Origin of the sequence: Myxococcus sp. CA039A, from assembly GCF_013336645.1 — a bacterium.
In the GTDB taxonomy this organism is placed as follows: Bacteria; Myxococcota; Myxococcia; order Myxococcales; family Myxococcaceae; genus Myxococcus; species Myxococcus llanfairpwllgwyngyllgogerychwyrndrobwllllantysiliogogogochensis.
Genome location: NZ_JABUMQ010000016.1, coordinates 1 through 13290, shown reverse-complemented (window position 1 = coordinate 13290; position 13290 = coordinate 1). Strand labels below are relative to the sequence as shown.

The window sequence follows — 13290 nt, the reverse complement described above, 5'->3', positions numbered from 1 at the left end:
CTCCCTCGTCCCGTGCGAACAATCGCCCATGCCCAACTGGAAGCACCTGCAGAAGCTCAACAATGGCGAGGCCATCTGGTACTCCGACCCCCAGCTTTCACTGAAGGGCGAGGTCTGGCTCTACTCTGCGGGTGGTGAGCTGCGGGTCTGGAGCGACGGAACCCTCTCCAAGAATCAGCCCGAGGCGTTGAAGCTCAGCTCGCCCGTGCAGGCGCGATTCACGCTCTTCAAGCCCATGTCGTTGCTCTTCGTCGACGTGGAAGTACGAGGAGCCCAGGCCGTGGTCCGACGCGGCACCATCAACGGCGCCTTCAACGTCTCGCTCCTCGACGCAACGACGGGCGAAGCCCTGGTGGCCCGCTATCGCACGCTCGGATTCCGCGACGCCAACCCGTGGAACGCGACGAAGAAGCGCGTGGTCATTCGCGAATACATCCAGGGCGACTCCACGTTCTGGGCCATGAAGGTCGATGGGCCTGTCATCATGGACGGCTACGACAAGGAGACCGCCACCGAGAGCCACGAGGCGGCCATCGAGCGGGCGGAGAAGCGCATCCGCGCCAAGGAGAAGGTCGGCTTCGTCCTGCGGACCATCGACCTCCGCGATGCCTCGCATCCCAATCCGGAACCGAAGGCACCCAAGGGCGCGCCGAAGAAGCCCTCCGCGCCCAAGGGCCCGTCGTTCACGAAGCCCAAGAACGCCTACGAGGCCGTCGACACGGCCATCGCGATGCTGAAGGACCTCCACGACCGCTACCCCAAGGCGCACTTCGTCGCGGAGCACCTCGACGTGAAGAAGGAGCCCGAGCGCATGGACTCCCTCGACCAGCAGCTGTCCATCTTCAAGCGCCAGTACAAGCACCGCATCGGGAGCTGGGAGGGAGCGAAGGCGCTCAAGCCCCTGAAGAAGGAGTCGAGCTGGGACTACTTCCAGCGCGTGTACGGCACTGTCACGTGGATCGTGGACAACGCCATGGACCGCGGCCTGCCCACGTTTCCCTGCGGCAACGTCACGGGCGGCGGTTGGAGCTGCCTGGAGATCGCCGACGACGTGTACGACATCGACGGGCTCGTCGAGGCCACCGAGAACAAGGACCTGGAGAACCTCTTCGTGTTCCACGGCGGGTGGCACGTCGGCCGGTCCTTCGCCTTCGACCAGCGCACGACGTCACCCACGGGCGAGCACGCCGTCATTTCCTTCGACGAGGGCATCCAGGACCTCCCCAAGAAGACCCCGGCGGGTCGAATCCAGCCCTTCGGGCTCTGGCTTCACAAGCATGTGACCCGGCTGATCCACATCGCCGAGGAAAACCTGCGCGAAGGGCTCTGAGCTTCACGGGCCTGAAGCCGACAAGAGACGGTGGGCGCAAGCGAGGCGCCCACCAGGAGTCCAGAGCGGGGGCCTGCCTGCTCCCCGGGTATCCGGACACCCAAATCGCCAGGAAAGACGGGAAGTTGAGGGACCGGCCAAGCGCGTGTTACGACCGCTCCCGGCCATTCTCCTCCTCTCAGAACTGGCCCCCGGAGCCGGCCTTCCATGAGCGAGCGCAACGACATCCCGCGACCCCCAGTCACGGTCGCCCCTCCTCCGCCTTCAGGGGCGCCCGCGAAGTCCGGCCCCAGTGCCACCGAAGTGCTGACGCAGTCCGTGCAGGCCGCGCCCCAGGCGACGCCCGCGCCCAGTGCGGAAGACGAGGCCCGCGAGCGCATCGCCTCGCTGGAGCGCGAGGCACGGACGCTGAGCACCACGGATGGTCCCGCGGCCGCCCAGCTCTTCCATGAGGTGGGCCTGCTCTGGGAGGAGCCGCTCAAGAACCCCCGCAACGCGGCGGTCGCCTTCCAGAACGCTTACAAGCTGGCGCCCCGGTACCTGGTCAACATCCGCGCCGCGCGGCGACTCTTCGCGGACGTGGGCAACTGGCAGATGGTCATCCAGCTGCTCGACGCGGAGCTGGCCGCCACCGAGGACGCGCGCCACCAGGCCGCGCTCCTGTTCGAGAAGGGCATCGTCCTCCAGGAGCGGCTGTCTCGCGACGACGAGGCCAGCGCCTGCCTGCGCCAGTGCCTGGAGCGGCGGCCCACGGACGTCGTCGTGCTCACGCAGCTCGAGTCCGTCTACGCCGCGCGCAACGACGCCGCCGCGCTGGTGGAAGTCTACCGGTTGCTCGCCGCCACCATGCAGCAGCCGTCGCTGCGCGCGCACTACCTGACCTCCGCGGGCCTGCTGCTCGACGAGCGCCTCAAGCAGCGCGAGCCCGCCGCCGCTCTGCTGCGCGAGGCCTTCGCGCTGGACCGCTCGGATCCGCTGCTGCTCGCCGCGCTCAAGCATGTGGCCGAGCGAGAGGGACGCACCGAGGAGCTGCTCGCGGCGCTGACCGCCGAGGCCACGGCGCTGGGCTCCCAGGCCGCGCCCGCCTATCTGCAGATCGCCAAGGTGCATGAGCGCCTGGGCCAGAAGGAAGAGGCCCTGGCGGCGCTGCTGGACGCACGCCACGCCGCGCCCCATGAGCCGCTGGTGCTCAGCGAGCTGGCCGGCATCTACGAAACGCAGGGCCGCTACGAGGAGCTGGCGGACGTGCTGCTGGCGCGCGTGGGTTCGCTCAACGACGAGAGCGAGCTGGTGGCCACCAACCTGCGCCTGGCCGCGCTGTACGAGGAGGTCCTCAAGCGCGAGGTGGACGCGGCGGCGCGATATCAGGCCATCGTCGCGCGCATCCCCGGCCACGCGGCGGCGCTCGCGGGTCTGGGCAAGCTGAACTACCGGATGCAGAACTGGGAGGGTCTGGTCGCCGTCTTCGACGCGGAGGTCGCCGCCGCCGAGGACGCCAAGCAGAAGGCCGCGCGCATGTACAAGGCCGCGGAGATCCTCGAGGAGCGGCTGGGTCGGCAGGAAGACGCCATCTCCCGCTACAACTCCTGCCTCCAGTTGCAGCCCGGCTACCTCCCCGCGCAGAAGGCGCTCACCCGCCTCTACGAGCGCCAGGGCCGCTTCGCGGAGCTGGTGGCGATGTTCGAGCAGGACCTGCTCCAGACGTCGGACAGGGATCAGCTCATCACCACGCTCAACAAGATGGCGGGCGTGTACGAGGACCGGCTGGGAGACCTGGACCACGCCATCGAGTGCATGAAGCGCATCCTCGACCTGGCGTCGGACCACCTGCCCACCATCCGCAACCTGGCGCGGCTGTACGAGCGCGCGGGCCGCTACCGGGAGCTGCTGGAGACGCATGACCTGGAGGCGTCGCTCGCGGGCGACACCAAGCAGGTGCTGTCGCTCCTGCACCGCAACGCGGAGATCCTCGACGAGAACCTGAAGGACCGCCCGGGCGCCATCTCCGCCTACGAGCGCGTGCTGGCGCTGTCGCCGTCGTACCTGCCCGCGCTCAAGGCGCTGGGCCGGCTGTACGCGCAGGACGGCCGCTGGGCGAAGCTGGTGGACATGTACCGGGCGGAGTCGGAGAGCTCACCCTCCACCGACCAGGCCGCGGCGCTCATCTACAAGATTGGCGAGCTGTACGAGCAGCGGCTGTCGCAGGAGAACGAGGCCATTGCGTCGTACCAGGAGGCGCTGATGCTGGCGCCCAGCTACTTCCCGGCGCTGCGCGCGCTGGCCCGCATCTACCGGGCGCAGGGCGCGTGGGAGAACCTGGTGGAGATGCTGCGCGAGGAGGCCGCCAACCGCACGGACCCGCTGGAGCGCGCCAACGCGCTCTTCCAGGCCGCCGCCATCTGGGAGGACGCCCTCAAGCGGCCGGAGCTGGCCATCGAGACGTACCAGGAAGTGCTGCGCCTGACGCCGGGCCACGCCGCCACGCTGCGCGCCCTGGAGCGCCTGTTCCTCGCGCAGGACAACGTGAAGGAGCTGGTGTCCATCCTGGACCGCGAGACGCAGGTGGGCGGCACGCCCACGGCCAAGGTGACGGCCTACCTGAAGCTGGCGCGGCTGTACCTGGACCGCTTCCAGGAGCCCTCGCGCGCGGCGCTGTGCTGCGAAGCGGTGCTCGGCCTGGACGCGGGCAACCTCACCGCCCTCACCCTGCTGGAGCGCATTCGCGCGTCGGACCGGCCGCGCCGCGCGGAGCTGCGTCAGCGCATCGCCGAGCGCGTGAATGATCCACGCCTGGCCACCGCGCTGCGGCTGTCCGCCGCGGTGGACCTGGACAAGGGCCCCGCCGAGGGCACGCTGGAGGCATACAAGCGCGCCTTCGAGGCGGACCCTGGCGACGCGCGGCTGGCCTTCGCGCTGGAGCGCTCGCTCAAGCTCGCCGGTGACGTGTCGGGACTGGCCCGGCTCTACACGCTGCGACTGGCGCACGCGCGCGACGCGGAAGAGGCGCTGGAGATGCTCCTGCGCACGGCGGAGCTGGCGGAGATCCGCTTCGGCGACCTGGAGCGCGCGGCGGCCCTCTACAAGCAGGCGCTGGAGCTGCATCCGCAGTGCCTTCCGGCGCTGCAGGGCACGCGGCGCGTGGCGATGCGGCGCGGAGACGCGGCCGAGGCCCGGGCCGCGCTGGAGACCGAGGCCCGGCTCAGCAAGGACCCGCGCGGCGCCATCGATGCGTTCATCGGCGCGGCGCGGCTGGCGTCGTTCGTCCAGAAGGACACCGACGGCGCGGCGGCCCTCTACAAGCAGGCGCTCGAGAGAGATCCGCTGCACCCGGCCGCGCAGGCGGGCCTGGAGGAGCTGCTCGCCCACCGTGGAGGCTCCGCGGACCTGGCCGCGCTGCACGAGCGGCGCGCCGACGCGAAGCTGGCGCAGAAGGACCACACCGCGGCGGCCACGGGCTTCGTGAGCGCGGCGCGACTGCACCACGCGGCCCTGGGAGACCGGACGCGCGCGGTGGCGCTGCTGGAGAAGGCCCTGGCCGCGCAGCCGGGCCACATCGAGGCGCTGGAGCTGCGCGGCTCGCTGCTCCTGGAGGCACAGCAGTACGCGGAGGCCGCGGCCATGCTGAGCCAGCGCGTGCAGCAGGGCGGAGACGCCCGGACGCTCGCGCCCTTCCACCTCACGCTGGGTTCGCTGTACCAAACGCACCTGAATGATCCAGGCCGCGCGTCCTCGCACCTGATGACGGTGCTCTCCGCGCAGCCGCGCCATCTGGAGGCGCTGGAGCGACTGGCCACGCTGCATGCCCACGGCCGCAACTGGTCGGGCGCGGTGGACTGCCTGCACAAGCTGCTCCAGCAGGAGCTGCCCGCCGAGTCCCGCGCGCGCTTCACGCTGGAGCTGGCGCGCACGTATGACGAAGGCCTGGGCGACGCGGGCGCGGCCACGCCGCTGTACCGCCGCGCGCTGGAGCTGACGCCCGGAGACCCGACGCTGGTGGACCGGCTGGTGACGCTGTACGAGCGCGCGCGCAACCTGCCGGAGCTTGCGCAGTTGCTGGAGGCGCAGGCGCAGACGACGGCGGCCACGGACCCGAAGCGCGCGGCGGCGCTGCGGATCCGCGTGGCGGAGCTGTTCGCCGGCCCGCTGTCCGAGCCCGCGCGCGCCACCGCGCTGTACCGGCAGGTGGTGGAAGGCGACGGTACCAACCTCACTGCGCGCACCGCGCTGGCGGGCCTGTACGCACGGGACACTTCGTCCGTGCCGCTCGCCGTCGAGGAGCACCGGCAGATCCTCCGCCAGGACCCGACGCGGGTGGACAGCCTGCACGCGCTGTTCAAGCTGTGGGAGGGCCTGAAGCAGCTCGACAAGGCCTTCTGCGTGGCGTCCGTGCTCCAGTTCCTGCGCTCCACGAACGAGGCGGAGCTGGCCTTCTACACGGAGGGCCGCACCCGGCTGGCGCAGGAGGTTCGCGAGGGGCTCACGTCGACGGACGTGGACTCCATGCTGCTGCACCCGGGCGTCCGGGGGCCGCTGCTGGAGGTCCTGCGGGCCATGGGCGACCAGCTCGAGAAGGTCTACCCCCCGAGCTTCGACATCGTCGGCGTCAACCCCAAGACGGACAAGCTCAAGACGGACAGCGCCGTCTACAAGGCCATCCGCACCGTCGCGCAGGTGTTCGGCGTGGAGGAGTTCGACGCGTACCAGGCGCGGCGCGGCCTCACGGTGCTGGAGACCACCGAGCCGTTGTCGGTGTGCATCGGCCAGGACGTGGTGCGGCGCTTCAACGCGCGCGAGCAGAAGTTCCTCCTGGGCCGCGCGGCGCTGGGCCTGTTGAACAAGGCGGCGGTGCTGGAGAAGCTGTCGCAGGGCGAGACGGCGGAGCTGTTCGGCAGCGCCATCCGCATCCACGCGCAGCAGTTCTCCGCGCTCGGCCGTCGCAACGACGAGACGGTGAAGCAGCTGCGCAAGGCCTTCTCGCGCAAGGCCATCAAGGCGCTGGAAGGGCCGGCGATGGCCCTGGGCGACGTGCAGAAGCTGGAGCTGGCGCCGTGGCTGGACGCGCTGGACTACTCGGCGGACCGCGCCGGTCTCCTCATCGCCGGCGACGTGTCCGTGGGCCTGGGCATGGTGCTGCGCGAGGACCCGAACTTCGCGGGCGCCAGGTTGGACACCCCGGAGCCCATGATTCAGGCCGTGCGCGAGGGTGAGCGGCTGCGCACCCTGCTCGCCTGGTCCTTCACGGACGACTTCTTCCGGCTGCGTCAGCGGCTGGGACTGTCGCTGTAGTCGAGGCGCACGGCGGGAGGGCTGCTACTCCCGCCGCAGCACCGCGCCCTCGGGGAGCCCGCCGATGATTCGCGCGACGGCTTCCTCCACGGGGCCGCTCTCCGCGGCCTCCACCGTGATTTTCACCCGGTAGTCCTTCCCCGGGTCGAACTCCGGATACGAGCCGATGGCCACGTGCGGCATGTTCAGCGCCACGTTGTCCAGGACGGCGGCGATGTCGCTCTCGCCCAGTCGCAGGTACAGGCAACTGAGCACCACCGGGGTGCCGCTCAGCCGCGCCAGCACCGTCTCCAACTGCATCCGGAAGAGCTGGGGAACGCCGGGCAGGAGGAACACGTCCCCCACCGTCAGCACGGGGTACCAGGTGCCCGCCTGCGGCAGCAGCACCGCTCCCTCCGGGGCGTCCGCCAGCCGCATGCCCTCCGGCGTCACCTTGCCATCGGGCGCTCGCGCCTCGATGAGGGACACCATCTCCGGAAGCCGCACCACGGGCTTGCCCAGGGCCAGCGCCACCGCCCGCACCGTGACGTCGTCGTGTGTGGGGCCAATGCCGCCGCTGGTGAACACGTAGCGGGCCCGCTGACGCGCCCGGTTCATCGCATCGACGATGGCGTCCACGTCGTCCAGGATGGTTTCCACCGAGCGCAGGACGATGCCCACCTCGCGCAGCCTCTTGATGAGGTGCGGGCCGTTCTGGTCCTGGACCTTCGCCGTCAGGACCTCGTTGCCGATGATGATTGCCGCCGCGCCAGTGCGCTCCATAGGAAGGGCGGACTGTAGCGCAACGGCCAGGGAGTCCGCCGCGCGAGTCACGAGGATCCGTCGTCGCGTCAGAATTCCGAGGCGCGGCAGACCCCCTCCGGAGGGCCTCTCTCCCCGGGGGACAAGGGCATCCGGATTGCATTTCCGGGAGGCATGCGCTCCATGCCCCCCCGGTCCGCCCGACGTCCGTCCGCCCTGCTCCTCGCGTCGCTGCTGTCCCTCGCCGCCTGCGGTGACGACGCGGTGAGCGACCCGCCCCTCGACTCGTCCATCGAGCACTATGAGGACTCGGGCGAAACGTTTCGCGTGACGTACGACGAGGGCTGGATGGCGTTCGACCAGCACCGCTCCGCCGAATTCGAGAGCGGAGCACCTCGGACGCTTCGCCTGTGCGGGCTGAACGACCCGTCGAGCGTCGTGGCCGACGACGAGACCTCCGCATGCGTCTCCGTGCGCTTCGACAAGGAGGTCCTTGGCGCGGGCCCCGTGACGCTCGCGGTGGCGGGCGACGCCATCGCCGCCCCCACGGACTCGTTCCGGGACATCACCTTCACCCCGCGCAAGGGACACTCCCCGGAGCTCCAGGCCGTCTTCGTGGCGACGGGCTGCTACGGCACCGTCCCCAAGGAAGCCCTGACGCAAGAGGTGGCCGGGCAGCTCGTCCTCGAGGAGAACAGCGACACCCGGGTCCGCGGGAGACTGGTGCTGCGCAGCGTCGGAAAGACGGCGGGCCGCTGCTCGGGAGATGGGGCGGAGGTCGCGCTGAGCTTCGACGTCGCGCGCTGACCCGCTCCTTCAGCGCTTGCGGCCCAGCAGCTTGCGAATCTCCGCCAGCGAAGCCGCCGTCACCGCTTCAATCCCCTGCTCACCGTCGATGTGGACGATGCGCTCCTTCTTCGCGCGGCGGCGGATGGCGGCCAGGTACTGCTTGGCGATTCGCCGCTGGGCCTCATCCGCTTCGAACAGCTCCGCGGCCCCGCCGCGCGCCGCCCGGCGCTTCGCCGCCACCTCCGGCGCCACACCGACGAACAGCGTCAGGTCCGGGGACACCGCGTACCCGTTCACCGCCTCCACCCAGGCCATGGGCAACGAAGCCCCCTGGTAGGCCAGCGAGGACAGGACGTACCGGTCGCACAGGACGAGCTTCCCCTCCTCGAGGGCGGGCAGCACCCGCGCCGCGAGGTGGTCCGTCCGGTCCGCCGCGAAGAGCAGCGCCAGCGTCTCCGGCGCCAGCGGGCCCGCGCCATTCGGCAGGCCCAGCCGTCCGGTGAGGGCCTGGCGAATCAACGTTCCCACGGGGCCATCCGAGGGCTCACGCGTGGTGAGCACCGCGTGCCCTTCGGCGCGGAGGGCGGAGGCCAGCCGCTCCGCCTGCGTGGTGGTGCCGGCTCCGTCGAGCCCCTCCAGGACGATGAACCGCCCCCGTCGGGCGGACTTGCGGGCCGCGCTCACCGGGGCAGCAGCGCCGCGGGGTCGTCGAGCCGCAGCTGGCTGCGCAGCTCCAGCAGCGTCTGGAAGCGCGTCAGCTCGTCGGCCAGCACGCGTCGCCCCACCACGTAGCGGCGCAACGCGTACGCCAGCAGGCCCAGCGCCAGCAGCGTCACGCCCCAGGCCATCAGCGGGGTGCGAAGGGAGTCATAGAACAGCTTGCCAGCGGCCCCCGCGAACATGAGGGCCGCCAGGGTGGCGACCCCCGTGTGGGCGAAGTGGGTGGTGCTCTGGCGGACGGACAGGCTCTCCTGGAGCTGGTCGAGCTGCGTCCTCAAATCCTGGGTATCGGCGCTCATCACGGAGCCGGGCACCCTACAGCAGCCTGTCCCACGCGTCGAGTCACTCGCCCCTGGCGACTCCAACCTTCTGGGTCCCAACTAATTCCAGCGACACCGCAACGGGCGAGCGAGGGAGCCCTCGCGAATGGCTCATCCACCCCATCACCCGAGCGCACGGCGTCAAGCAGGTTGGCTTGCCAGCCCCGGACGCAGACGCTACATGCGCCAACACATGCAGACTCGCGAGCGGACCGAATCCTCCATGCGCCCTGACGACCTCCAGATCTCCTCCATCGAGGACGCCATCCGCGACATCCGCGACGGCAAGTTCGTCATCGTCGCGGACGACGAGGACCGGGAGAACGAGGGCGACCTCATCATGGCGGCGGAGAAGGTGACGCCGGAGCACCTGGCCTTCATGGTGCGCTACACCAGCGGCATCGTCTGCATGCCCATGCTGGCGGACCGGCTGGACGCCCTGCGGTTGCCGCAGATGGTGGCGGACAACAACGAGTCCCACCGCACCGCCTTCACCGTCTCCGTGGACTACCGGCATGGCACGACGACGGGCGTGTCGGCGGCGGACCGGGCGAAGACCATCCTGGCCCTGGCGGATCCGGAGAGCCAGGCGAACGACTTCCTGCGCCCCGGCCACATCTTCCCGCTGCGCTACCGCGATGGTGGCGTGTTGCGCCGCGCCGGCCACACCGAGGCCACCGTGGACCTCTCGCGGCTGGCGGGCCTGGGCTCCTCCGGCATCCTGTGCGAGCTGGTGAAGGACGACGGCACCATGATGCGGATGCCGGACCTCAAGGCCTTCGCCCTGGAGCACAAGCTGGCCGTCATCACCATCGCCGACCTCATCGAGTACCGCCGCCGCAAGGACCGGCTGGTGCGCCGCGAGCCCGGCCAGCACACCGTCACCACGCGCTACGGCGACTTCACCGCGCTCACCTACACGTGGCTGCCGGACGGCGCCAAGTCGCTGGTGCTGGTGAAGGGTGACCCCGCCTCCCGCCCGAGCGCCCTGGTGCGCCTGCACGCCGCCTGCACCCTGGGCGACGTGTTCGGCTCCCCCACCTGCAACTGCAACGTGCTGTTGGACCAGTCGCTCGCGCGCATCGCCCGCGAGGGCACCGGCGTCCTGGTCTACCTGCCCGGGATGCACGGGGGCGACTTCGGCATCAGCCACAAGCGCAACACGGACGGCAGCGCCGACATCCGCACGGGCCCGCACGAGACGAGAGACCTGGGCATGGGCTGCCAGATCCTCAATGACCTGGGCGTGCGCTCGCTCCAGGTGATGACCAACACGGACATCACCTACCGCGGGCTCGCCGGCTTCGGCCTCACCATCGACAAGCGCGTCCCGCTGCTCGCGGACTGAAGCACCCGCGCTCGGAAAACCCGGGGGCTCCCCTCCTACGGGAGCCCCGCCCTGCCGCACCGCGCGGCGTCAGCCCAGGTCCGACAGGGCCTCGCGCACGGCGTCCAGGTTCGCGGGCAGTTGCACGGGAGGGTTCGCATAGCGGCTGGTGACGTCCGCCAGCGTGCCCCGGTGGTAGCCCACCTTGAAGTCCGCGAACTTCAGCCCGTGCGCGGTGGACACCACCGCCACGCGAGAGCCCTTCGCAATGACTCCCTGGGCCACCAGCTTCTCCAGCGCCGCGAGCGCCACGCCCGTCTGGGGACAGGTGAAGGTGCCCTCCTTGTCCGCGCGCGCGGCGGCGTTGGACAGCTCCGACTCGGTGGCTTCCTCCACTACGCCGTCGAAGGCCTTGAGGATTCGCACCGCGCGTCGGAAGGACACCGGGTTGCCAATCTGGATGGCGGACGCCAGCGTGCTCCGCGCCTGCATGGGCACCAGCTCCTTGAACCCGCCCCGGAAGGATTGGGTCAGCGGATTGGCGCGCTCCGCCTGTGCGACGGCGATGCGCGGCCGGCGGGTGATGAGCCCCAGCTCCAGCATCAGCTCGAAGCCCTTGCCCAGCGCGCTGGCGTTGCCGAGGTTGCCGCCCGGAATCACCACCCAGTCCGGAGGCTCCCAGCCCAGGTCCTGGCACAGCTCCACGGCGACCATCTTCTGCCCCTCGATGCGCAGCGAGTTCATCGAGTTGGCCAGGTACAGGCCCGTGTCCGCCGTCACCGCCTGCACCAGTCGCATGCAGCCATCGAAGTCCGTGTCGAGCGACAGCACGCGCGCGCCATTGGCGATGGGCTGCACGAGCTGCGCGAGGGAGACCTTGTCCCGGGGCAGGAACACCACCGCCGGAATGCCCGCCGCCGCGCAGTACGCGGACAGCGCCGCGGAGGTGTCACCGGTGGACGCGCACGCCACGGCCCGCAGCGGCACGCCCTGGGCCCGCATGTGCTTCACGGCGGAGACGAGGACCGTCATGCCCCAGTCCTTGAAGCTGCCCGTGGGCGACACGCCGCATTCCTTCAAGTCCAACGCGGCCAGCCCCAGCTCCGACGCCATGCGCGGCAGGGGCTTCAAGGGCACGCGGCCCTCGCCCAGGGAGACGATGTCCTCCACGGGAAGCTGGGGGTAGGCCCACTCACGCTTGCCCCACACGCCCGAGCCATCCGGCAGCCGCGCCGAGCCGAAGCGCGACTCGAAGCGCCGCTTCCACTCCGCCGCGGGCACGGCTCGCAGGGCCGCCACGTCGTGACGCACCTCCAGGAGCCCCTCGCAGCGAGGGCACCGGTAGACGACGTCCAGGAGCGAGGCGCGGAAGTCACAGCCCTCGCTGCACGCGTACTCCGCCCGGAAGCCGGGCTCCGAGGCGCTCACGCCCCCTCCTGGAGCCGGGTGCCGCACTCGGAGCAGGCGCGTCCGGGCCGCCCTCGGGTATGGCACGAGGGGCAGGCCATCCACCCGTCCTCATCCCCCTTCGCCGCCACGGCGGTCGCCGCGATCCGAGCGCGCGGCAGTCGCATGCCACAGTTGTCGCAGAGCAGTCCCACCGCCTGCACGTTGCGGCAGTAGCGGCAGGTGACGGCGCCCAGCGGGGCTGGGGTCCTCACGCCGTCATCCTGCGCGCGCCCCGTGTCCAGCTCCTCGAGCGCCGCCACGGGCATCTCACCCGTCGGTGCCGCGCGCGTCAGCTCCAGGTCCTGCACCACCTGGGCCGGCAGGTCCGGCCCACTGCGCAAGCGCGTTCCGTCCAGCTCCGGCAGCACGGGCGCGTCCACCGCGTCACGGCCCCCCGCATGCGGCGTCAGCTCCAGCTCCGGCAGCTGTGCCACGGGGGGAGTCGCCACATTCACGGCGGTGGGAAACCGCTTTCCGCAGACGTCACATTCGGTCCCTTCGGGCTGAACGTGGTCGCAGACCGGGCAGATGATCATTGCGCGACGTTAGCGGGCGGCCCTGCTCGGGGGCAACGCGCCTTCGAGGGCCCTGACGGCATTCAAGCATCCGGGCGAACCATCCCTTCCTCCGCGCCAGGCCAAGGCCGACAGCTTTCAGGGGAGAACCGGACGAGGCGGTCCCCCCGTCATCGGGACGAAGCGGACGGGAAGCAGGGACTCCACCTGGGGCAAGGCCCCCGGCTCTCGTGCTCGATGGATGCGCAGCAGCTCCTGGGTGCCCCCCGTGGGCCCCACGGGGATGACCATCCAGCCACCGCGATGGAGCTGGCCAAGCAGCGTGCTGGGAACCTCGGCCGGCGCGGCGGTGACGAGGATGGCATCAAAGGGCGCCTGCTCCTGCCAGCCCTCGGTGCCATCGCCTTGGCGGAAGTAGATGTTCTCGAAGCCCAGTCGCAGTAGCCGCCATCGCGCCGAGCGGGCGAGTTCTGGGACGATCTCCACCGTGTACACCTCGCGGCAGAGCAGCGACAGGACCGCCGTCTGGTAGCCGGAGCCGGTGCCTATCTCCAGGACGCGCTCATGCCCCTTCAAGGCCAGCGCTTCGGTCATCAGCGCCACGACATAGGGCTGGCTGATGGTCTGGCCATGGCCGATGGGGAGCGGCACGTCGGCGCCAGCCTCGAGACGCTCTGCCTCCGACACGAAGTCCGCGCGCGTCAGTCGCGAGATGGCTTCCAGCACCCGTCCATCACGGATGCCCTGACTCGACAGGTACTCGGCGCGTCCCCGATCACCCATGCATTGAGTCTAACCATGACGGGGTGGGCG

10 protein-coding genes are annotated in these 13290 nt (G+C 70.5%); 4 read left to right on the top strand and 6 right to left on the bottom strand.

The genetic code is table 11. The features are described 5' to 3' along the window. The first annotated feature begins 28 nt into the window (after window positions 1-28). On the top strand, window positions 29-1330 hold the full coding sequence (locus tag HR086_RS48285) for a hypothetical protein (protein ID WP_254614409.1): 1302 nt from the start codon (window positions 29-31) through the stop codon (window positions 1328-1330). A 207-nt stretch (window positions 1331-1537) separates the two neighbouring features. Continuing rightward, window positions 1538-6616: a tetratricopeptide repeat protein gene (locus tag HR086_RS04155; protein WP_174464926.1), complete on the top strand. Its 5079-nt coding sequence runs from the start codon at window positions 1538-1540 to the stop codon at window positions 6614-6616. Between the two features lie 24 nt (window positions 6617-6640). Here HR086_RS04155 and HR086_RS04150 read toward each other — a convergent pair whose 3' ends face one another. Beyond that, window positions 6641-7378, bottom strand: coding sequence for a molybdopterin-binding protein (locus HR086_RS04150; protein ID WP_174464925.1), 738 nt, complete (start codon window positions 7376-7378; stop codon window positions 6641-6643). Window positions 7379-7540: 162 nt separating this feature from the next. Between HR086_RS04150 and HR086_RS04145 the strand changes: the two genes are divergently transcribed. Beyond that, window positions 7541-8164, top strand: coding sequence for a hypothetical protein (locus HR086_RS04145; protein ID WP_174464924.1), 624 nt, complete (start codon window positions 7541-7543; stop codon window positions 8162-8164). A gap of 9 nt (window positions 8165-8173) precedes the next feature. On the opposite strand, the gene tmk is transcribed toward HR086_RS04145, so the two are convergent. Together tmk and HR086_RS04135 are read right to left on the bottom strand one after the other, a co-directional pair. Continuing rightward, the gene (gene tmk, locus HR086_RS04140) at window positions 8174-8830 is read right to left on the bottom strand and encodes a dTMP kinase (protein ID WP_141641270.1); all 657 of its coding nucleotides are present in this window, start codon (window positions 8828-8830) and stop codon (window positions 8174-8176) included. After that, on the bottom strand, window positions 8827-9165 hold the full coding sequence (locus HR086_RS04135) for a hypothetical protein (protein ID WP_217440105.1): 339 nt from the start codon (window positions 9163-9165) through the stop codon (window positions 8827-8829). The genes tmk and HR086_RS04135 overlap by 4 nt, the downstream gene beginning before the upstream one ends. Window positions 9166-9379: 214 nt before the next feature. On the opposite strand from HR086_RS04135, the gene ribB reads away from it, so the two are divergent. Further along, window positions 9380-10534 carry a 3,4-dihydroxy-2-butanone-4-phosphate synthase gene (gene ribB / locus HR086_RS04130; protein ID WP_174464940.1) on the top strand — a complete coding sequence of 385 codons (1155 nt, stop codon included), beginning with the start codon at window positions 9380-9382 and terminating at the stop codon, window positions 10532-10534. A 69-nt stretch (window positions 10535-10603) separates the two neighbouring features. Here ribB and thrC read toward each other — a convergent pair whose 3' ends face one another. The 3 genes from thrC to HR086_RS04115 all read right to left on the bottom strand — a co-directional run bounded on the left by thrC (window position 10604) and on the right by HR086_RS04115 (window position 13260). After that, on the bottom strand, window positions 10604-11941 hold the full coding sequence (gene thrC, locus HR086_RS04125) for a threonine synthase (protein ID WP_174464923.1): 1338 nt from the start codon (window positions 11939-11941) through the stop codon (window positions 10604-10606). Then, window positions 11938-12498: a hypothetical protein gene (locus tag HR086_RS04120; RefSeq protein ID WP_174464922.1), complete on the bottom strand. Its 561-nt coding sequence runs from the start codon at window positions 12496-12498 to the stop codon at window positions 11938-11940. Before HR086_RS04120 ends, thrC begins: the two co-directional genes overlap by 4 nt. A gap of 117 nt (window positions 12499-12615) precedes the next feature. Continuing rightward, the gene (locus HR086_RS04115) at window positions 12616-13260 is read right to left on the bottom strand and encodes a protein-L-isoaspartate(D-aspartate) O-methyltransferase (protein WP_174464921.1); all 645 of its coding nucleotides are present in this window, start codon (window positions 13258-13260) and stop codon (window positions 12616-12618) included. Between the last annotated feature and the right edge of the window lie 30 nt (window positions 13261-13290).